The sequence below is a fragment of the Corynebacterium haematomassiliense genome (assembly GCF_013978595.1).
Taxonomy (GTDB): Bacteria; Actinomycetota; Actinomycetes; order Mycobacteriales; family Mycobacteriaceae; genus Corynebacterium; species Corynebacterium lehmanniae.
This window is the reverse complement of record NZ_JACDTZ010000001.1, coordinates 1,725,693-1,746,809: the sequence shown is the minus strand read 5'-3', so window position 1 is coordinate 1,746,809 and position 21,117 is coordinate 1,725,693. Positions and strand designations below refer to the sequence as shown.

The following is a 21,117-nucleotide window of genomic DNA, read 5'->3' as shown; positions in this document are numbered from 1 at the left end:
CAACGGAGGTAAGGACTTGCTAAGAAGCTGGCCAAAACCTGCAAGACCGCTTGGGGACACGTGAAAGCCGAAGTAATCTCAACTTGTCATCACTACTAAGAGCGAAGGTCTGTCTATGTCCGTTCGTGTTTCCTCTCGTTCCCTTGCTGCGCTGACGGCGGTGGCCGTGGTTGCGCAGATAAGCCAAGTGCCCGCACCCGCTGCCGAGGCGGCCCCGGTAGCGGACCTGAATCAGGGCGATCTGATTTACAACGTCTCCAATGGTCAGGAGTGTGCGGTCGGCTGGCTTCGCGACGGCTACGCTTTCACCGCCGGACAATGCGGTTCCGACGGCGACCTGTTCCGCGACATCGATAACAACTACCTGGGCAGCTTCGAAACCCTCTATGACCCCGAGACGCGGCGCAACGACTTCGGCTGGATCAAGCTGGACATGGACGTGGCCGAGGGGGACAACGAGTACGAGCTGGATGAGTTCGACGCGGTGCGCGGGGCGGTCTTGCTGTCCCGGCAGGCGCCTGATGGTTCGCTCGCGGTGAGCTGGAACTACGGCTTTGACGGCGGCACCGTTGTGGCGGACAACGACATCGCTGCAGCATCGCCGGTGTTGGGCGAGCCCGTCCTGGCCAACGGCAGAAGTCTTGCGGGACTCTTCACTGGGGAGATGGGCGGCTACTCCTTGATCACCCGTCCGGACCGCATCGTAGAGAGCCCGCATGCGGTAGATCCCGCCTACATTGAAGCGCGGTACGGCGATGCGCAGCACGCAGAGGTGCGGGAGTTTTCCCCGGCAGCCGGGGTCGGCGAGCAGGTTGTGTTTCCCGGGCCGGCTGCAGTTGACCAGGGTATGCCGATTATCAACGTGGGCAAGGGGCGCTGCACGGCCGGCTTCCTTGCAGATGGCGTGGTCTACTCGGCCGGCCACTGTGGTTCCGAAGGGGACGAAATCTGGCTGGGGAACGACGATTTCCGGCCTCTGGAGCGTATAGGCACCTTCCACACGAAATACCAGGAAGACGAGACGCTGCCGGAGGATGATCGCACGAAGATCCGCAACGACCACGGGTACATCACCGTGGACAGCCCGTGGGTGAAGCTCGGTGAGAACACCTTCTCCGGCGACTCCGTTGTGCCGTATGAAGACATCACACCCGGCCTTGAGGTGTGCGCCTACGGGCAGACCACGAAACCCCGCATCCGGTGTGGCGAGGTCAGGGGTGTTGATGGGGCCGACATCGTCATGACCGACAGCGTTGTAGGCAAACCTGGAGACTCTGGCGGGCCTGTGTGGGCGAAAGACGGCAGCGGGCTCGTCGGCATCTTTTCGGGTGGAGCGAAAGACGAAACTGCCGCGTCTGCGTCCTACCCCTACGCCGAAACCGACAACAACAACCGAATCTCGCTTGATATGAAGGGCGTGCTTCGCTCGTTTGAACTTGGCGTTCCGTACTACTCCATCTTTGCGGTGTACCGCACGCTTCTGGGGCTGCGGGGCGAGGCGATCCCGGTGCCAGCGCAAGTAATCAAGCAGGGCGATTTCCTCTACAACGCTGATGGGAAACCGGTCTGTCGGGTCGGTTACGTCGACGACAATCGCCTCTACTTCGCAACTGACTGCGGGCACAAGTACCTCTACACGGTGTTGGGCCGAGAGGTTGCGGTGGTCGAAGGTGGGGCATACCAAAACCACCGCACCGCGACCACCACGCTGGTGGATTCCTACTGGGGAGAGGGCGAGAACCTGCCCGGCGCGGACCGTATCGTCCCGTGGGATGAGCTTGCTCCGGGAGACCCGATTTGCACCACCGGTAAGACCAGCGGGGAGGAGGCGTGCACCACGCTCCTGGGCTTCGACGGCCCACGTTTGGTGCTCGAGCGTCCCTTCGAAGGTGACTTTGCCATTCCGGGTGGCCCGCTGTGGATCCCTGGGAAGGGCTTTGCCGGCGTCTACACCGGCAGCAGGGATCAGTGGGGCCGTGGCATGCGCATCGACATGACCTTCGTACAAGGCCGGGAGTTCTCCCACGCTGCGGAGGTAGCCCTCGCCTACGACCTGGATGAGCCCTACTACCAGAAGACTCCTGCAATGTTCGTGGATGCGGAGCTGCAGCCGACGCAGCCGGTCCCATTCCCAGAGCGCACGTTTAAGGCGGGCGAGACGCTGTACGACTGGTACGGTGACGCGATCTGCGAGATCACGAGTGTGGAAGACGGGCATCTCGTCGTCTCCTCGGAGTGTGGATGGGACGTGTTTACCCGTCTCGGCGATTTGGTCGGCCAGCTAGAAAAGCCCTCAACCGTGAGCGACCAGGTTGCTACTATCCCCGTGACCGGTAACTTCATGTCTGCCGGCGACAACTCCACCACCGCCCTCATCCCCTGGACGGACCTGACCCCGGGCGACGAGGTCTGCGCCGGCGACGCCTGCACCGAGTTCGCGGGCTACGACGGCTCCAAGCTCGTCCTCGTCGACGACCTCCCTGGCGTGCTCCCCGGCGCGGGCCTGCACGTCAAGGGCAAGGGCCTGGCGGGCGTCTACCACCGCGACGGCATCGGTTCCCGCACGGACATGATCGATGACGGCTGGGCCAGCCCCAACACCGAGCAGATCCGCGAGGCGCGCCGCAAAGGCGAGCAGTTCTTCGCCCACAATGACGCCAACTTCTGGTCCAGGGCCGGCGGCGAAGGCGCGGTGGTCCCCTTCCCCTCCCGCAAGCTCGATGAGGGCACCTTGCTTTACGACGCCTCCGGTGCCCCCACCTGCATCATCGGCCGCGTCGAAGATGAGCACCTCTACGTCTCGGCGAACTGCCAGTCCGACGGGTTCTTCACCGCCGCCGGCGAGTACGTGGGTGACCTGGAGGTGCCGGCTGCGGCGACGGAGAGGACGTCGCCAGGCATTATTGCGGTGACCGGCCGCCGCATGGAGCCGGGCGCCAACACCCACCTCGAGCACGCCGCGTGGGACGAGTTGCAGCCCGGCGACGAGCTGTGTTCCGACGCAGGTTGCGGCACGTTCTTCGGCCTCGACGGCGCCCAGATCATCCACGACGCACCCGTGCCCGCCCAGCCCGGTGCGGCGCTGTGGAACCCGCAGAAGGGTTTCGTCGGCGTCTCCGGCGCGGGCGGTGAGGCCACCCGCATCGACATGCTCACTTCCGAGGCGCCGACCGATTCCGCCGCCGCGGTCAAGCGCGCCCACGAGCTCGGCGTGCGCTTCTACCAGCGCGCATCCGCCAACTTCTGGAGCCCCAACCACTACGGCGGCGAGGTCCCCTTCGAACGCCACCCACGCATCAACCAGGGCGATCTGCTTTACGACGCCTCCGGTGACCCCCGCTGCAGCATCTCCCTGATCCAGGACGACGTGCTGTTCACCTCCCCCGACTGCGCCCCCTCCGGCGACACCCTGTACTCCGAGTTCGGCGAGCCCCTGGGCCAGCTGACCGTCCCCGCCGCTGACACGACGACGCGCAACAAGTTCGCCTACGTCGAGCTGGATACCCCGTTCGTGCAGCCCGGCTCCAACGGCGTTACCGGCGATGACGTCGTTGAGTGGTCCGACGCCAACCCCGGCGATGAGGTCTGCGTCTCCACCGCGTCCGGCGAGCGCTGCGGCACCTACCTCGGCCAGGACGGTTCCGCGGTCGTGCTCTCGGACGGCCTCACTGACTCTGCCGATCACGCCGACCCGCGCACCATTGGCGCCCCGGTCTGGATCCCCGGCAAGGGCTTCCTTGCTGTGTACGCGGGTGAGGTTGACGGTTTCCACACCGGCGCCCGCATCGACATGATCACCCGCGGCAACCCCGCCACCAACTTCCGTGCGGTGGCGGATGCCCACGACCGCAACGAAACCTACTACCAGCAGGTCCCGGCCAACTTCTTCAACGTTGAGAACCTGGACGGCATGACGGTGCCCTTCCCGAAGAAGCCAGCGCCGAAGCCGACCCCCAAGCCCACTCCGGTCCCGACCGAGGCGCCTTCTCCGTCGCCTGCCTCCACCACATCACCGGCGCCGTCCTCTGAGCAGCCCGTGCCTGCGACCCTGACGACGACCGTGCCGTCCACGACTTCCGTTGCGGAGCCGACTGCTGCAACCCCGCGGACAGAAACGGCCTCGACCACCCGAATGACCCCGGCTAAGAGCAACGTCGCCCCGGCGGAGGACAGTCACGTTAGCGAGCCGGAGGCAGGAAATGGCAACGACGGTTCGGCGAACGGCAGCTCCACCGGCGGCATCATCGCGGCGATCCTGATCCCGCTGGTGCTGGTCGGTCTCGGCTTCCTGGCCACCCAGGTGGTGGACACGACCCAGTTCGGCCTGCCGCCGGTACCGCAGATCCTCCCTCTCAAACGGTAAACCGCACAGATGGTGAATGGAGGATGGTGAATCCGCGAAAATTTTCGAATTCTCACCATTGGCCTTTCACCATCTGCGGGATCGCCGGCGCTGCTGGCGCGGCCGCGCCGGGAATCGCGCCGCCGCTGCTGCGACATCGGGCACAACCGGAGGGTCGTCGATAAGCGAATGCAAAACACCGGCCCCAAAGGCACCGCGAGTAATCTAGATCACCATGACTAACGCCCAGCTACCTGAGCAACACAGCGACGAGCACCTCGAGCTCTCGCGCCAAGAGTTCGACCGCGAGAACCTCTCGGACGCGGACATCGAGCAGATCAAGGAGCAGCGCGAGGGCGACGAACCCGACGGTTCGTTCATGCGCTGGGTGATCACGCTGTTCGGCACCGGCGTGGGCGCTGGCATTCTGTTCCTGCCCATCAACGCAGGCAGTTTCGGGTTTTGGCCGCTGGTGATTGCCACGCTTTTGATCGGCCCGATGGTGTTTTTCTCCCACCGCACCTACGCGCGCATCGTCTCCGCCTCCCCGGTGAAGGGGCTGGACGTGCTGCAGGTGATCACGGCGCTGACCGGCCGCAAGCGCGGGTTCGCCTCGGCGCTGGTGTACTGGCTGGGCATCTATCCCACGGTGCTGATCTACGCCATTTCCATCACCAACACGCTGGACAGCTTCATCGTGAACCAGCTCGGCGGGCCGGAGGTGAGCCGCTGGGTGCTGGCTACGGCGTCGGCGGGGTTGATGACGGGCGCGTACGCCTTCGGCAAGAAACTCACCCTGTGGCTGGCCAACGTGCTGGTGTATCCGCTGATCATCGCGCTGGCGGCGGTGTCGCTGTACCTGATCCCGAGCTGGGATTTTGCCAGCTTCCGCTCCTACGAGTCCTCCTACCCGGTGTGGCAGGGCCTCCTGTTGATCCTGCCAGTGCTGGTGTTTTCCTTCAGCCACATGGCGGCGCTGAGCCAGTTCGCGCTGGACGTGCAGAAGAAGACGGACGGAGACGTCGCTGCCACGGAGCGCGAAGTGTCCAAGGTGGAGCTGGTCACCGCGATCATGCTGGTCACCTTCACCATGTTCTTCGTCTGGTCCTGCGCCCTCGCCCTGGGCGCCGACGGCATGGACGCCGCGCGCGAGCAGAACGTGCCGGTGCTGTCGTACCTGGCCAACGAGACGCACGCGCCGTTTATGGCGTGGATCAGCCCCATCATCGCCATCTGCGCGATCATCACCTCCTACTTCGGCCACCTGCTCGGCACGGAGGAGGGCACCGCGTACCTGCTGCGCAGTGTGGCGCCGAACTTCGCAGCTCGCTTTTCGACGTCCACGCTTCGCCTCACAGTCAACATCTTCGTGTTTGTCACCGCAGTGATCGTCGCCGTGTTGAACCCCTCGATCCTGGACATGATCTCCGTGGTCGGCGGCGTGTTCGTGGCGTTTTTGGTGTACATCATGCCGGCGCTGCTGTTTCACAAGGCCACGGCGTTCAAGCACTACGCCCGCCGCCCGGACACCATCTTTGTGCTGGTGGTGGGCCTAGTGATCATGGGCGTGGCGGTGCGCAACATCATCGTCGGATAGGTGCCGGTGACGTGTAGGTGAACTTTGCGCGAACATTGTCTTCCGAGTGTTTCGGTTGTGCCCGCACAGGCGCATAATCTCCCGCGTGAGTATCACAATTCTCCTCGTACTAATCATTGTCGTCGCTTTGTTCTTCGACTTCACTAACGGTTTCCATGACACTGCCAACGCGATGGCCACCTCCATCGCCACCGGCGCGCTCAAGCCCAAGGTGGCTGTGGCGCTCGCCGGCATACTCAACCTGATCGGCGCGTTCCTTTCCGTCGCCGTGGCCAAGACGGTCGCGGGCGGCATTGTGAAGCTCGATCTGTTCGACCTCAACGACACAGTTGACTCCGAGCGCCTTCTCCTCGTGGTGTTCGCCGGCCTGGCCGGCGGCATCATGTGGAACTTGTTTACCTGGCTGTTCGGCATCCCGTCCTCTTCCTCGCACGCGCTGTTCGGCGGCCTGATCGGCGCGGCCATCGCCGCCATCGGCTTCGACGGCGTGGTATGGCAGGGCGTGCTGGACAAAATCATCGTCCCCGCCCTGTTCGCCCCGTTTGTTGCTGGCCTCATCGCCGCGATCGGTACCTGGCTGGTCTACAAACTGACCGCCAATGCGGAAAAGGACCACCGCGACAACTACTTCCGCTGGGGCCAGATCGGCACCGCCTCCCTGGTGGCGCTGGCGCACGGCACCTCCGACGCGCAGAAGACCATGGGCGTGATCTTCCTGGCCATGGTGGCGGCAGGCCAGTTCGGCTCCGACCACCCCATGCCGTTCTGGATCCAGCTGGCATGTGCGCTGGCGATTGCTATCGGCACCTACTCCGGCGGCTTCCGCGTGATCCGCACCCTGGGCAAGGGCCTGGTGGAGATCCACCCGCCGCAGGGCATGGCCGCTGAGACGTCTTCCGCCGCCATCATCCTTACTTCCTCGCACTTGGGTATGGCGCTGTCCACCACCCACGTGGCCACCGGCTCCATCCTCGGCTCCGGCCTGACCGGCCCGAAGGGCGAAGTCCGCTGGGGTGTGGCCGGCCGCATGGCTCTGGCTTGGATCACCACCCTGCCCATTGCGGCGCTGGTGTCCTTCATCACCTGGTGGATTGGCCACTGGGCCGCTGAGCTCGGCGGCGACCTCGTGTGGGGCGGCGTCGCCCTGGCGCTGATCATCCTCATCGGCGGCGGCTACATGTTCTGGCAGGCATCGCAGAAGCCGGTGCACAAGGACAACGTCAACGACGACTGGGACGGCGACTCCAACTCGCCGGCGCAGACCACCGGAGGGGCGTCTGAAAGCGAACTGCCCCACCGCGACTCTGGCGAGCCCGCAGACTTCGTGGACACCTCCGTCGGCCTGCGCGCGCCGGGGTCCACCGCAGCCACCCACGACCACCACCCGCGCGGCTAGCCGGAAAGGACAACCCGCATGCTTGAACTGCTGAAATCGCTTTTTTCCGTTGTCGCCGTCGGCATCCTGCTCGGCGCCGGACTGCCGGCCCTGTACGCCCTGAGCATCCACTTCCTCTCTCCCGCTAGCGACGGCTCCGCTCCGCAAGGCGGCCGCCGCGTGCTGGGATGGATCTTCCTGGCCATCGTGTTCGTTGCCGTTATCGCCGCGATCCTGCTTATCGCCCGCGAGCGCATCGAGTACTTCACCGGGTGGGATCCGTACCCGTTCCTCTAGCTCATCCCTAGTTTCCGAAGGGCCCTGGCACGTGCCAGGGCCCTTTTCGTGGACGCGCGCCAATCGTTGGTGTTGACAAACTATTTGCGCGAACCTAGAGTTACCGCGAAGTGAACGGAAGGTTAACAACCTTCCCCTGGTAACGAAAGGAGGTGAGCCATGAAGGGCTTCATCAACAACGTCCGCGCATGGTTCCGCGACGAGGAGCGTGGCATCGCGTCTCTGACGGATCTCTCACCGCTGGCCGTGCTCCCGCACGTCGACGCGCGTTCCTAAAGCAGCGTCGTGACAGCCCGGGCCCGATCCCCTCTTGTGGGGCGGGCCCGGGTTTTCGCGTGCGGAAAGATATAGAAAAGATATCGGAACAATTCGCTGAACAGCGGAAACGGTAGATTTTGACCTGTATCCACCGCGCCATATCTTTCCTATATCTTTCGTGGTCGAAAAATGGTCCCAAAAAGAATTCCCTGGGGAAATGTATAATCAGCGGCATGGTTACGGAGTCTGCCTGGGATGATCTTGCCCCTCACGTCCGCGATGCTCTCGAGGCGATCCATGGTGGGGCGACGGCGGACTCGCAGGAGTCGCTCATCCTGGAGTTCAAGGAGGATCCTGCCTCCCGGGAGGGGGAAAAGGGGGCGAAGGCGAAGCTCGTCGAGAAGCTGTTGAATGAAGCCATCTGCATGGCTAACAGTGAAGCTGCGACCGGCCACATTGTTGTGGGAGTGGCGGATAAAGCCACGGGCGAGGCCGCATTCACCGGTACGCAGATGGACGAAGAAAAGCTCGCTCAGAAGATATTCAACGGCACGAAGCCAAACATGAATGTGCAGATCACGCCAGTACGAGCGTGGGGAGCGAGGCTTCTGGTTATCCATGTGCCGGAGGCGCGGGCGCTCTACACCCGGGGTGACGGTGCTGCGAAACGTCGTACGGCAGATGCCCAGTTTTCCTGCCAGCCGATGACTGAGGAAATGCGCCGCTCGATCGACGAGGCCCGGCGCAATCCCGATTATTCGAACGGCCCCGCGGACATTTCCGTGGACGATCTGCCGTTGGCTGTGATTGAAGAGGCGCGGAGGATGCTCCGCGAGCACAGAAGGGCGCGCGGTTCTGAGGCCGCGGTTCCGCAAACAACGACCGGGCTGCTGCGCGAACTTGGTCTGGTGCGCGATGACGGCCAGCTCAAGCAGGCGGCTGAGATTCTCCTCGCCGATCCTGACCCCACAGACGTTGTAGTCCGGCACCTGTGGCGCAGTATCCCGGGGGAAGACCCGAAGGCCACGCTGATTTCGGATCCAGTTTTGCTGGCGTTGCCCCGCCTGCGGCGCCTGATTGCGGAAAATGGGGACAGGGAGATCGAACGGGTGCAGTTCGACGGCGGTGAAGAGATCGCCATCAGCCGCTTCCCTGAGCAGGCTGTAGATGAGGTGGTTTCCAACGCGTTCATTCACCGCGATTGGCGGCTGCCCGGCCCGGTTGTGGTTGAGCAGACCTACCGCACGCTAAAGATCACCTCGCCCGGTCCCCTGCCGCCGGGAGTGTCGGTGGATAAGCTGCTGACCACCACATCTGTTCCGAGGAACAACCGGCTCATGGCGGCGATGCGGACGCTCGGTCTGGCGGAGGAAAGCTCGCGCGGTTTCGACCGCATGTGGGCCACGATGATCCGCACTGGGCGAAACGTCCCGGAGGTTTTTGCCACCGGGTCCCATGTCCAGGTGGTCCTGGCCGCGCAGCAGCCCGACACGACCTTTATCAAGGGGCTCAGGAAACTGTCGGAACTCTACGGCGAGGCGGTTATTGGCAGCGTCGCAACGCTGATCGTGCTTTGGCACCTCAATTCCGCGCCTCTGATCACTGCGGCAACTGCAGCCCACAAAACGCAGCTCACTGCCCTCGAGGTGGAAGAACTCATGGGCGTGCTCGTCGAGCTTGGACTACTCGATTCGGTAGCGGACGCCAGCGAGTGGACGCTCAGCGGCGAAGCGCGCAAGCTGCTCGGGCGCGGGCGGGCAGGCGACCTAGCAACGGTGAGCATCCAAGAGTGGATAGAAGCAAAGCTTGTCGACGGCGAATCGCTCCGGTCCGCCGATATCGCAGACCAAACCGGCGTCAGCGTCGCCGAGGCGGGGCGGATTCTCCGCCACCTGCGCAGCCTTGGTCGCGCACAGATTGACCCTGAAGGTCCCCCGCGTGGGCGCGGCACCCGCTGGATCCGGGCGTGAAAGATATAGAAAGATATCGGAACAATTCGCTGACCAGGTAAAATAGTAAAAACCGCCCCCCATATCTTTCCTATATCTTTCGGAACCGAAGAACGGTCCCGAAAAGAATCCCTGGGGAAACGGCGGGAAACGGCGGCAGGGCGGAGCTGAACGTCGATAAGCTTAAGTTTCACCTGAATTTCACCTCAGCGAAACCTGAGGGCGCTACGTTTCTAACTGCTCAACCGCAACTGCCTGAAACGAAGGACCGCCATGCGCAAGCACGTAGCCGCAATCACCGCCCTTGCCCTGCTCACCCCAGTTCCTGTCGCCAACGCGGAGGATCTCGCCTCCCGCTTCACCCTCGGCGTCATGCCGGACACCCAGTTCTACGCCCGTTACGGCACCGAGGCCGCCGGCGACATCTTCGGCGACCGCTACGGCACCAACCCGTTCGATGTGCAGACCGAGTTCCTGGCGGAAAACCACAAGAAGCTCGGCACACAGTTTGTCACCCACCTGGGCGACGTGGTGGACCAGCCGGAAGACCGCGCCAGCTGGGACATCGCGGACCGCGCGATGAAAAAGCTCGAGGACGCCGGAGTGAACTACTCCGTGCTGCCGGGCAACCACGACCTGACCATGTTCGACGGGAAATCCGCGTTCACCGAGTACTTCCCGGAGGAGCGCGCGAAGAAGAACTCCACCTACATGGGCCGCACCGCCTCCACGGAGATCCACAACGGCGGCGACGGCTACGCCTTCCCGGGCCAGAGCGTCGACTCGGAGTACCACATCTTCGAAGCCGAGGGGCAGAAGTACCTGGTGCTCGCGCTCGGTTTCCGCGCCAACGATGAAACGCTGGAGTGGGCGCAGCAGGTCATCGATAAGCACCCGGAGCTGCCCGTGATCCTCACCACGCACGAGATCTCGGGTATCAACGGTGATGGCTCCACCTACTTCACCAAGGAGTACGGCGAGCACCTCTGGGACAAGCTGATCCGTAAAAACGACCAGATCTTCCTCACCATCGCCGGCCACCACCACGGCGCGGGCTACCACGTGGAGAAGAACGATGCCGGCCACGACGTGATCAACATCCTGCAGGACTACCAGATGGCCTACCTGGGCGGTAACGGTCTGATGGGTCAGCTGCAGTTCGACCTGACCAACAACCAGCTGGAGATGCTCGCGTACTCGCCGTGGGTGAAGTCCAAGAAGTACGAGCAGCTCACCTCCTTCGACCACTTGATCATGGAGGGCGAGGGCGATTCCTACACCATCGATCTGGACTTCGCGGAGCGCTTCAAGGCGTTCGCGCCGGACTTCACGGCCGGCGACGCCAACGACCCGGACTACAACGAGGCGCTGAAGCAGACCATCACCGACGGCTACAAGGCCTACGAGGTCACCGAAAAGGACGAGCCGAAAAACGAGCAGGACTACGCGTACGTGGACGGCACCGTCGTGCACTGGCGCCCCGGCCAGACGAAGGTCGAGGGCACTTTGCTTAACGACGGCGAAGCTGCCCCCGCCGGCGCCGTCATCCCCGACGTCGCAAACGGCGACGACATGACCCGCGCACGCCACCGCATCGCGGCGGGCGCAGACGCGGTGACCTTCTCCGACGACAAGCACCCGCTGTCCGCGGACCGCGGCTCCCTGCGCTGGAAGGACCCGAAGTTCAAGCACTCCACCGCCTGGTTCGAAACCGCCACCGGCGCGGACATCAACTCGGAGGAGTTCAAGGACGGCTACACCATGGAGGCGTTCCTCAAACTCGACGAGGACTGGAACGCCGACAACAACAAGTGGTCCAACGCCCTGATCCGCGACGCCTCCGGCACCATCACCCACCCCGAGGACGAGGACGGCGACCCGATCCAGATGCTCGGCGTGTCCAGCCTGCGCGAACTGCGGTGGTACTCCTACGGCGAAAACGGCGAGGGCTTCTCCAACTGGACCCACGAGGTGCCGAAGGGCAAGTGGATGCACATCGCCGTGGTCAACGACCCGGCCGATAAGTCCGTGACCATGTACGTCGACGGCTCCCCGATCCTGCGCGACGGCTACGGCCCGCTGGGCATGGGCGGCAACGGCGACAAGTGGCTGCTGGGCACCTCCGCCTGGGATAACGACAAGGTCGACGGCTGGTTCGGCAACATCGGCGAAATCCGCATGGTGGACCACCCGATCGGCCCGGACCAGTGGCTGACCGCCCGCGGCAAGGCCCCGGCGCCGACCACCACCGCTGCTCCCTCTTCCGCTGCGCCTTCGTCCGCGCCTGCTCCGGTGACGACCACCGTGGCCGTGCCGACCACCGTCACCAGCACTGTGTCAGGCACGCCGACTACCGCGACCACGACCGTGGCCGTGCCGACCACTGTCACCGCCGAGCCGCAGCCTACCGACGACAGCTCCTCCAGCGACGGCTCCTCCAACGTGGGCAGCAGCGTCGGCGCCTTCGCCGGCGGCGTGCTGGTGGGCGTGCTCGGCCTGCTCGTGGCGGTGCTCGCCGGCGCGGGCGGAACGCTCCAGTGGATTGTGGACCAGCTGCGCCCGTTCCTGCCTCAGATGTAGGTTTGCGGCCTAGACCTCGCTGGTTGCGGCGAAGAACGCCTCCGCGAACGTCGCTGGATCAGCAAGGTCAATGCCGCACAGCTCCTGGATCCGTGCAATGCGGGAGCGGGCGGTGTGCCGGTGGATGCCTAGCGCCTCTGCGGTCTGGGCCAGTTGCCCGCCGTGCTGCAAGAACACGGTCAGAGTTCTGGCGTAGTCGGTGTGGCGCTCGGCGTCCTCCGTCTCAAGCACGCCGAGTAGTTCCTTGCGTTGTGCTCGCAGAGCCTCCGCCACCGCGGGTTCGGTCAGCCAGCTCGCGCGCGAAGAACCGGGAAGAGAACTGTCGCCGAGTGCGAGCACCCCGCACCGCGATTTCAACGCACGGATGTGGGCTGCATCGAGATCTGCCGCAGGCAGCGGGCGGCTGACGGCGACGCGCACGCGCTGAGCGGTGGCGCCGAGAGCGGCGAGAAAGTCCGCGCCGTCTTGGTCGGGGTGGACCAGCACTACCATGCTCAGCCGGTCGAGGGGCGCCGCGTACAGAAAGTGCCCTTGTGCGTCGGCCGCAGTATCTAGTGCGTTGCGCGCCTGTTCGAGTGCACGCGTTCTATCGGCGGTGATGACGGCTGGGCGGGTGAGACCGGAGTCGTCGATAGGCGTGTCGAAGCCCCGGGGCAGCAGCGTGGACCCGTCGCCGAGTCCGAAGCGTGCCGAAAGTGCGAAAGCGTTGAGCTCGTTGCGTGCCGCGCGCAGCTCCGCGGGGCGTGCCAGCAGCATGTCTGCCAGACCAGCGCAGTGGCGCAGCAGCGCGGCAGGGGGACGCTGCGCCGAGGCAACCTCCAGCGAGTACGGGCGCTTCGGCCCCGACACCAGGCGGTGCGTTGAGCTGCGCAGGCGCGCGCCCTCGTCCACGGCGCGTGTGTACCCGGCGGACTCGGCGGCGGCCACCGGCGCCGCGCCGGGCCCGTTGATGCGCACGCTGGCATCCAGCAGCTCAGCAGCCGTGCTGACCAGCATGTCCAACGAGCCTGGGATGGCGGCGCGGGTGAGGCGTTCCTGGTCGTCGATGAGGCGTTGCTGCTCAAGTTGGGCGCGGCGGCGCTGCTCCTGGTGGATCGCCGTCAGGATCGAAATGAACGGAATGTGGCGCGGCACCTCGAACAGTCCGATGCCGCGCCGCCGGGCCGTGGTGACCACCTGCTCGGGGATGGTGGTAAACGTCAGGCCGGTGCCGAAGCCGATCGCCACGGCCCCGGCGTCCGCCAGGTGGTCGATGTAGCGCCCCAGGTCCGATTGGTTGTCCTTGAAGGCGATGCCCACGGTGAGCACAAGCGAATCGGGTTGGATGAACTCGGTGGCGTCCTCGAGTTCGTTCGTCTGCGCAAGCGCGAAGCCGCTGGTAGAGGGGGCGACAACTTGGCGCAATGCCAGCTCTGGTTTGTGCGTGAGCCAGGTGAAGGTCAGATCCATTGGGCTCCATTCCGTACATCACGTCGATGCAATATCGCCACACTGTACATGGCGCCGGTCACACCGAGTCCCCATACTGTGCTGCAACACGTTGAAACGATGGTTGCAAGGAGACAAGGAGCACAGCATGCAGGATCTGAAGTACCACCTCCCCCAAGAACGCCGCGTGAGCACCGACGGGATGGGGCCAAAGAGCAAGGATTTGGACGCTCGCCGCCAGAGTGCTGTGGCGCGCGCCCTCTCCCCCGGGCTGCCTGGCTATGTGGTCGAGGGTGACGGTGGAGTGCTCGTGGACGCGGACGGCAATGCGTTCATCGACTTCGCCTCTGGCATCGCCGTGACCTCGGTCGGCGCGTCCAACGAGAAGGTTGCTGCGGCGGTTGCAGACGCGGCAGGGAAGTTCACCCACACCTCGTTCATGGTCTCGCCGTACGAGTCCTACGTCGCCGTGTGTGAGAAGCTCAACGAGCTCACCCCGGGCGACTTTGCCAAGAAGTCCTTCCTGCTCAACTCCGGAGCAGAGGCGGTGGAAAACGCTGTGAAGGTGGCGCGTTCCTACACCGGAAAACCAGCGGTAGTGGTGTTCGACCGCGGCTACCACGGACGCACCAACCTCACCATGGCCATGACGGCGAAGAACAAGCCGTACAAGACCAAATTCGGCCCCTTCGCTTCTGACGTCCACCGGGTGCCGGGCTCCTACCCGCTTCGCGACGGCCTGACGGGCCAAGAAGCCGCCGACCGCGCAATCAAAACCATCGAGCAGGAGGTCGGCGCAGAAAACCTCGCCTGCGTGGTCATCGAGCCGATTCAGGGCGAGGGAGGCTTCATCGTCCCCGCGGAAGGGTTCTTGCCGGCGATTGCGCAGTGGTGCCGCGACAACGACGTCGTCTTCGTCGCCGATGAGATCCAGGCCGGATTCGCCCGCACCGGCGAGTGGTTCTCCGTCAACCACGAGGGCGTGGTGCCGGACGTGATCACCACGGCCAAGGGAATCGCCGGCGGCCTGCCGCTGTCCGGTGTCACGGGCCGCGCCGAAATCATCGATGCCCCCATTCCCGGCGCGCTTGGCGGCACCTACGGTGGCAACCCCGTTGCCTGTGCCGCCGCCTTGGCCGCCATCGAGGAGATGGAAACGCACGACCTGCCGGGCCGCGCACGCGAGATCGAGAAAATCGTGCGCACACACCTAGAACCCTTGGCGGAGCTCGACGGAGTGCGGGAGCTGCGCGGCCGTGGCGCGATGATCGCGCTGGAGCTTGAGGACGGCGCGGCCACCGCAGACGTTGCCTCCGCATGCAAGGAGCAGGGGGTGCTGATTCTCACCTGCGGTATGGACGGCAACGTGATCAGGTTGCTGCCGTCGCTGGTGATCCCCGAGAACCTACTTGTTGAGGGGCTGGAGATCCTCGCTGGCGCGATTAAGGAGCGTGTGGCGTAAATGGCGAAACAGTTCGACGTATTGAACCCCGCCACCGAGGACGTCATCGCCCAAGTACCGGACACAGGCAAGGACGAGTGGCTTGCGGCTCTCGGCCGTGCGGTTGAAGCGCAGCGGGCGTGGGCGGAGTTCTCGCCGCGAGGACGCGCTGAGGTGCTGCGCGCTGTGTACGAGAAGATCACCGCGCGCACCGACGAGTTCGCGCGCACGATGACCAAGGAGATGGGCAAACCGCTGGCGGAAGCCAAGGGCGAGGTTGCTTACGGTGCCGAGTACTTCCGTTGGTTTGCGGAAGAGGCGGTGCGCATCCCCGGCCGCCTCGGCCGAGCACCCGCGGGAAACGGCGACATTGCGGTCACGCGCGTCCCGGTTGGCCCCGTGCTGGCGATTACGCCCTGGAACTTCCCGCTGGCCATGGCCACCCGCAAGATCGCCCCGGCGATGGCGGCGGGGTGCCCAATCGTGGTCAAGCCCGCCGCAGAGACCCCGCTGACAATGTTGCTTGTCGCAGACGTCATCGGCGAGGCGGTTGCGGAGGCAGGCGGCCCGAAGGACCTGGTGCAGATTCTCACCACCACCGACTCCGCCGGCTTGTCGGAGACCCTGATGGCGGATGAGCGCTTGCGCAAGATCACCTTCACCGGCTCCACCGCAGTGGGCAAGATCCTGGTCAAGCAGTCTGCAGACAATCTGCTGCGCACCTCGATGGAGCTCGGCGGCAACGCGCCGTTTGTGGTCTGCGAGGACGCGGACCTGGATCTCGTTGTGGAGTGCGCCATGCAGGCGAAGATGCGCAACGGCGGCGAGGCCTGCATTGCGGCGAACCGCTTTATCGTCCACGAGTCTCTGGCCGGGGAGTTCACCGAGCGCCTCACCCAGCGCATGTCGGAGGTGACTATGGGCAACGGCCTTGACGACGGCGTCACGCTCGGCCCGATGATCACCGCGAAGCAGCGCGACGGGATAGCGGAGCTCGTCGATAAGGCGGTTGCGGCCGGAGCCACCGTCACCACCGGCGGCGAGGTCCCCGAAGGCAAGGGCTATTTCTACCCGGCCACCGTCCTCATCGACGTCCCTGCGGACGCCCCCATCCTGCGCCAAGAGATCTTCGGTCCGGTGGCCACCGTGACCACCTTCGCCGACCTCAACGAGGGCATCGCTGCCGCCAACGACACCGAGTTCGGGCTGGCGGCGTATGGATTCAGCGAGAACGTGCATACCTGCCACCGTCTCGCCGAAGAGCTCAAGGCCGGCATGGTGGGCATCAACCGCGGCGCCATCTCGGACGCCGCGGCCCCCTTCGGTGGTATCAAGCAATCCGGCTTCGGCCGGGAGGGCGGCGCCGAAGGCATCGACGAGTATCTCAACGTGAAGTACCTGGCGCTGTAACCAGAAAGGAATCACAACCATGTCCCAATACGCAGTAACCAACCCGGCTACCGGCGAAGTCGTGGAGACCTTCACTGGCGCTACTGATCAGCAGGTCCAGGACGCGATCGCAGCGAGCGCCGCCGCTTTTGCCGGCTGGTCCGCGCAACCGTACAGCTACCGTGCGGAGCGCTTGAAAACGCTCGCGGAGCTTCTCCGCGGCAACAGCCGCGAGCTCGCAGAAGTGTCGTGCACAGAGATGGGCAAGCCGTTGCAGGAGATGGTGGCGGAGATCGAGTTTTCCGCCGATATCATCGACTATTACGCAGACAACGGCGAGAAATTCGCGGCGGAACAGCAGCTACCAACCGAAGGCGGCACAGCGGTGATGCGCCGCTTGCCCCTCGGACCCTTGCTAGGCATCATGCCGTGGAACTTTCCTTACTACCAGGTCGCACGCTTTGTGGGCCCGAACCTGATGTTGGGCAACACCATCGTGCTCAAGCACGCGGAGATCTGCCCGCGCAGCGCACTGCGATTCGAGGAACTCACGCGCGAGGCCGGGATCCCCGACGGCGTGTACGTCAACGTCTTTGCCTCGCATGAACAGGTCTCGGACATTATCGCGGATAGGCGTATCCAGGGGATTTCTCTTACTGGCTCCGGGCGTGCCGGCGCGGCCGTCGCGGCTCAAGCCGGCGAGAAGCTGAAGAAAGTCGTGCTGGAACTTGGCGGCACAGACCCCTACATCTTGCTGGATACGGACGATGTGGCCGCGGCGGCGAAGCTGGCCTTCACCACCCGAATGATCAACACCGGCCAAGCGTGCAATTCCAACAAGCGCATGATTGTGATGGAGCATATTTACGACGAGTTCGTGGCTGAGCTGGTAGAGCTGGCAAAGGCGATGCGGCCGACGACCTGGGACAAGGTGGAAGAGGGCACGTATTGCCCGCTGTCGTCGCGAGGCGCGGCAGAGGGGCTGCGCCAGCAGCTCGACGAGGCCGTTGCCGCCGGCGCCAACCTGCGGGTCGGCGGAGAGCTCAGCGAGTCCGGCGCGTACGTCTCCCCCGCTGTAATCACGGACATCCCCCGGGGGTCTGAGCCCTTCTACGCGGAATTCTTCGGCCCCGTCGCCGAGGTGTACAAGGTCTCCTCGGACGAGGAAGCCGTCGCCCTTGCAAACGACTCCCTATACGGGCTCGGTGGTGCGGTGTTCTCCACGGACGAGGACCGGGCAAAGGCCGTCGCAGACCGTCTGGAGGTTGGGATGGCCAACGTGAACACTCCCGCCGGCGAGGGGGTTGAGTTGCCCTTCGGCGGCGTGAAGCAATCGGGCTACGGCCGCGAACTCGGCCCGGTGGGCATGGATGAGTTTGTGAACAAGCAGCTCTACTACGTGGCCGAGTAGACGGCGGTGCTGGGTGAGTGTGCATTTGCATACGCTCCTGACATAGCCGTTGACGTTTCGCACGGGATCTCCGCAACCACATTTTTGGCTGCGGCGTCTCAAATACGCTCGGGGAAACGCTCCCGAGGAGGCATAACCGATTGAGAAAGGTGGCACCCGCATGGTCCATGTCGGCAAGGAAATCGTGAACGCGCTGGAGGCGCAGGGCGTCGAGCGCACGTTCATCGTCCCTGGGGAAAGCTTCCTCCCGGTGCTGGACGGGCTGCACGATTCTTCCATCGACACAGTGGTTTGCCGGCAGGAAGGCGGCGCCGCCTACATGGCGGAAGCCCAGGGCAAGGCGACGGGCAAGCCCGGCGTTGCCATGGTCACCCGCGGCCCGGGTGCGTCCAACGCTTTCGTGGCCATTCATGCGGCATGGCAGGACTGCACCCCGATGGTGCTGTTTGTCGGACTGATCCCGTTTTCGGACCGGGACCGCGAGTCCTTCCAGGAGTTCGACCCGAAGGCGTGGTTTGGGACGCAGGCCAAGCAGGTGTTCGTTTTGGACGACCCGTCTTCCGCATCCCGCGTCGTGGCCGACGCGTTCTTCCAGGCTTCCACCGGCCGCCCCGGACCGGTAGTGGTCGGTCTGCCGGAAGATGTGCTCTACGAAGAGTTCGAAGGCACTGTGTATCCTCCCCGCCCGGTGTCGCGGGGAGGGGCGTCGCAGGGGCAACGGGACGCCGTCGAAAAGCAGCTTGCTTCCGCGAAACGGCCGCTGATCTACGCAGGTGGCCCCGGGTGGGACCAGGAGACCTCGCGCAAACTCGCCGAGTTCGCGGACGCCCACAACATTCCGGTGGTGCACGACTGGCGCGCAACGGACCGCATCGCGTTTTCCGCTGCCGCCAACGCCGGTTGGCTGGGCTACGGCCGCGACGAGAACGTCGCGCGCCTGTTGGACGACGCCGATGTGTTGGTGCAGGTAGGCGCGGCGCTTACCGACGTCCCGACGGACGGTTACACCCTGCGCCAAAGCCCGGACGCGGTGAACATCATCGCACTGATGGACACAGCGCTGCGCGGCCACTCCGGCGCGGTGACCGAACACATCGTGGCCTCGCCAGCGGAGTTCGTGGACGCGCTGGCCACATTGGACGTGCCGGTGGCGGACGAGCAGCGCTACGCCGCCGCGCACCAGGCGCACCTCGACTTTGCCGCGATCAGCCAGCCGGATACCTGGCGTAAAGCACCTGAAGGCACCGCCCACCTTGAGGAGGTGTTCCGGCAGCTTCAGGAGCAGGTTGGCAACGACGGGATCTACACCTTCGGCGCCGGCGACCACTGCATCTGGGCCCAGCGTTTCCTGCGCACCGAGCAGTTCCCCTCCCAGCTGGGCATGCGCAACGGCTCCATGGGGTACTCGGTGCCTGCGGCGGTTGCCGCCGCGCTGGAGTTCCCGGAACGCACCGTTGTTACGATCGCCGGCGACGGCGAATACCTGATGAACGGCCAGGAGTTCGCCACCGCAGTGCAGGAGGGCACCGCGTTCCTGGCGGTGACGGTGACCAACGGCCAGTACTCCACTATCCGCGGGCACCAGGAGAAGTACTTCCCGGGCAGGGTGAGCGGAACCCAGATGGTCAATCCGGATTTTGCCGAGGTGGCGAAAGCGTTTGGCGGCCATGGCGAGCTGGTCACTGCAGACGACCAGGCCGCCGGTGCCATCGAGCGGGCACTGCGGAAGGTGCGCGAGGAGCGCGTGCCCGCCATCGTCAATGTGATTGTGGCGCAGGAGCTGGGGCTGCCGGAATAGCGCCCTTCCACGGTAGCGAGGCCAGCGCGAGCGCCGCCTGCGACGGGACGGTGACGTCCAGGCCGGTGTGCGCCTTGAAGGACTGCAGGCGGTTGACCACCGTGTTCCGGTGGCAGTGCAGCAGCGCTGCCACATCTTTGGTGGATCCACTTTTCAGGTACGCCTCCACGGTATCCACCACATCCGGCGCACTCTTGCGCAGCTCCACCACCCCGGCGTGCGCAGCGTGAAGCTGCACAGGAAGCAACGGGCGGATCTGCTGCGCCGCTAACGCCCAGGCCACGTCCTGCACAGGGATGAGGCGGCCGGGGTTTTCCGCGGCGTCGAACATGCTCACGCTCGCACGCACAGCGGCTCGCACCGCCGCCAAGTTTGGGAGCTGGTTGAACGTCACCGCACCGAGGTGGTCTGTGTGATCCCGGATGAAATCCTGGGCTTGTGTGCTGGCGGGAAAGAAGGCCGCGTACAGGCCGTGGTATCCGTGGCCGAAGATTTCCCCGCGGGCGGCGAGAGGCTCCAGCACGGTTTGGGCCGGGGCCCACTCGCTGGGGTGGAACACCACGAGGTCGATGGCGGTGCCCTCCGCAATCCCCAGTGCCCTGGAGATGGCCCCCATGGCCTGCTCCCCCAAATGCTCGGCGGAAAAGAGCCGCTCAATGTGGCGGGCGTGGGCGAAACGGGCGTCGTGCCGCGCCCGCGCCTGCTCGGCCGCATACGCGCCGCGGATATGCACCGTGTAGCGCGACACCAGCTTCTGAATGTCCGCCACGTGCTCCACCAGCACAGGCAGCTGTTCCGGGGAAACCGTTGCGCGGAAGTGGTCCCACAACACAGTGAAGTCGATCTGGATGGCATCTACCAGCGCGGACAGGCGCACGCCCTGGTGCGCTCGTTTGGTGCCCAGCTGGCGGGCGTGCGCTGCGAGTGAGTCTTCATCCATCCCGTATTCGAGCTGCACCAGGAAAAGCCCCAGGATGCTGGAGGCTGTCGAGCGGAGCTCGGCGTCGTCCACGATGTCCTCGCGGTAGTAGCCCAAGTCGTGGAACTGCTCGAGGAAAGCATCGACGAGCTCGGGTAAGTCCTCACGAACCTGCTGGACAATGTCGTTCCAGCCGTCCGTCGAATCAGTGTGCATGTGCACAACGTTACAAGCGCGGGTTATGAGATGTGCCAGATGTCCGCAAAGAGGTGCCGATCACGGCGGTTACCCAATAGTGTCAGGGGACACAATTTAGAGCTGCACGGAGGAGGC

The 21,117-nt window shown here is 64.6% G+C and carries 12 protein-coding genes; 10 read left to right on the top strand and 2 right to left on the bottom strand.

The features are described from left to right. Window positions 1-115 precede the first annotated feature (115 nt). The 6 genes from H0193_RS08225 (at window position 116) to H0193_RS08200 (ending at window position 12,398) form a co-directional block, all read left to right on the top strand. The gene (locus H0193_RS08225; RefSeq protein WP_181889356.1) at window positions 116-4,363 is read left to right on the top strand and encodes a trypsin-like serine protease; all 4,248 of its coding nucleotides are present in this window, start codon (window positions 116-118) and stop codon (window positions 4,361-4,363) included. A 214-nt stretch (window positions 4,364-4,577) separates the two neighbouring features. Then, on the top strand, window positions 4,578-5,939 hold the full coding sequence (locus H0193_RS08220) for an aromatic amino acid transport family protein (RefSeq protein WP_181889355.1): 1,362 nt from the start codon (window positions 4,578-4,580) through the stop codon (window positions 5,937-5,939). An 85-nt stretch (window positions 5,940-6,024) separates the two neighbouring features. Continuing rightward, on the top strand, window positions 6,025-7,335 hold the full coding sequence (locus H0193_RS08215; RefSeq protein ID WP_181889354.1) for an inorganic phosphate transporter: 1,311 nt from the start codon (window positions 6,025-6,027) through the stop codon (window positions 7,333-7,335). Window positions 7,336-7,353: 18 nt separating this feature from the next. Continuing rightward, window positions 7,354-7,611, top strand: a complete 258-nt coding sequence (locus H0193_RS08210; protein WP_181889353.1) for a hypothetical protein — start codon at window positions 7,354-7,356, stop codon at window positions 7,609-7,611. A gap of 491 nt (window positions 7,612-8,102) precedes the next feature. Further along, window positions 8,103-9,839: an RNA-binding domain-containing protein gene (locus H0193_RS08205; protein ID WP_181889352.1), complete on the top strand. Its 1,737-nt coding sequence runs from the start codon at window positions 8,103-8,105 to the stop codon at window positions 9,837-9,839. A 252-nt stretch (window positions 9,840-10,091) separates the two neighbouring features. Next, window positions 10,092-12,398 carry a LamG-like jellyroll fold domain-containing protein gene (locus H0193_RS08200; protein ID WP_181889351.1) on the top strand — a complete coding sequence of 769 codons (2,307 nt, stop codon included), beginning with the start codon at window positions 10,092-10,094 and terminating at the stop codon, window positions 12,396-12,398. 9 nt (window positions 12,399-12,407) lie between these two features. Here H0193_RS08200 and H0193_RS08195 read toward each other — a convergent pair whose 3' ends face one another. Beyond that, a complete protein-coding gene (locus tag H0193_RS08195) occupies window positions 12,408-13,847 on the bottom strand; it encodes a PucR family transcriptional regulator (protein ID WP_181889350.1) in 1,440 nt (479 codons plus the stop codon). Window positions 13,848-13,974: 127 nt separating this feature from the next. Between H0193_RS08195 and gabT the strand changes: the two genes are divergently transcribed. The 4 genes from gabT (at window position 13,975) to H0193_RS08175 (ending at window position 19,865) form a co-directional block, all read left to right on the top strand. Further along, the gene (gabT, locus tag H0193_RS08190) at window positions 13,975-15,288 is read left to right on the top strand and encodes a 4-aminobutyrate--2-oxoglutarate transaminase (RefSeq protein WP_181889349.1); all 1,314 of its coding nucleotides are present in this window, start codon (window positions 13,975-13,977) and stop codon (window positions 15,286-15,288) included. Continuing rightward, entirely contained in the window at window positions 15,289-16,677 is a 1,389-nt protein-coding gene (locus tag H0193_RS08185; protein WP_181889348.1) for an NAD-dependent succinate-semialdehyde dehydrogenase, read from the top strand. It abuts the gene before it with no gap. Window positions 16,678-16,696: 19 nt separating this feature from the next. Continuing rightward, window positions 16,697-18,067 (top strand): aldehyde dehydrogenase family protein, encoded by a 1,371-nt coding sequence (locus H0193_RS08180; RefSeq protein ID WP_181889347.1) that lies wholly within the window; start codon window positions 16,697-16,699, stop codon window positions 18,065-18,067. Between the two features lie 160 nt (window positions 18,068-18,227). Further along, entirely contained in the window at window positions 18,228-19,865 is a 1,638-nt protein-coding gene (locus H0193_RS08175; RefSeq protein WP_181889346.1) for a thiamine pyrophosphate-dependent enzyme, read from the top strand. On the opposite strand, the gene H0193_RS08170 is transcribed toward H0193_RS08175, so the two are convergent. Next, window positions 19,825-21,000, bottom strand: a complete 1,176-nt coding sequence (locus H0193_RS08170) for a helix-turn-helix domain-containing protein (RefSeq protein WP_181889345.1) — start codon at window positions 20,998-21,000, stop codon at window positions 19,825-19,827. The two genes, H0193_RS08175 and H0193_RS08170, sit on opposite strands and share 41 nt — an antisense overlap. Between the last annotated feature and the right edge of the window lie 117 nt (window positions 21,001-21,117).

Excerpts from the sequence above, each read along its gene's own strand:
- H0193_RS08225 (WP_181889356.1), top strand. The coding sequence starts at position 116 with ATGTCCGTTCGTGTTTCCTCTCGTTCCCTTGCTGCGCTGACGGCGGTG.
- H0193_RS08205 (WP_181889352.1), top strand. The coding sequence starts at position 8,103 with ATGGTTACGGAGTCTGCCTGGGATGATCTTGCCCCTCACGTCCGCGAT.
- H0193_RS08175 (WP_181889346.1), top strand. The coding sequence starts at position 18,228 with ATGGTCCATGTCGGCAAGGAAATCGTGAACGCGCTGGAGGCGCAGGGC.
- gabT (WP_181889349.1), top strand. The coding sequence starts at position 13,975 with ATGCAGGATCTGAAGTACCACCTCCCCCAAGAACGCCGCGTGAGCACC.
- H0193_RS08210 (WP_181889353.1), top strand. The coding sequence starts at position 7,354 with ATGCTTGAACTGCTGAAATCGCTTTTTTCCGTTGTCGCCGTCGGCATC.
- H0193_RS08180 (WP_181889347.1), top strand. The coding sequence starts at position 16,697 with ATGTCCCAATACGCAGTAACCAACCCGGCTACCGGCGAAGTCGTGGAG.
- H0193_RS08195 (WP_181889350.1), bottom strand. The coding sequence starts at position 13,847 with ATGGATCTGACCTTCACCTGGCTCACGCACAAACCAGAGCTGGCATTG.
- H0193_RS08200 (WP_181889351.1), top strand. The coding sequence starts at position 10,092 with ATGCGCAAGCACGTAGCCGCAATCACCGCCCTTGCCCTGCTCACCCCA.
- H0193_RS08170 (WP_181889345.1), bottom strand. The coding sequence starts at position 21,000 with ATGCACACTGATTCGACGGACGGCTGGAACGACATTGTCCAGCAGGTT.
- H0193_RS08220 (WP_181889355.1), top strand. The coding sequence starts at position 4,578 with ATGACTAACGCCCAGCTACCTGAGCAACACAGCGACGAGCACCTCGAG.
- H0193_RS08185 (WP_181889348.1), top strand. The coding sequence starts at position 15,289 with ATGGCGAAACAGTTCGACGTATTGAACCCCGCCACCGAGGACGTCATC.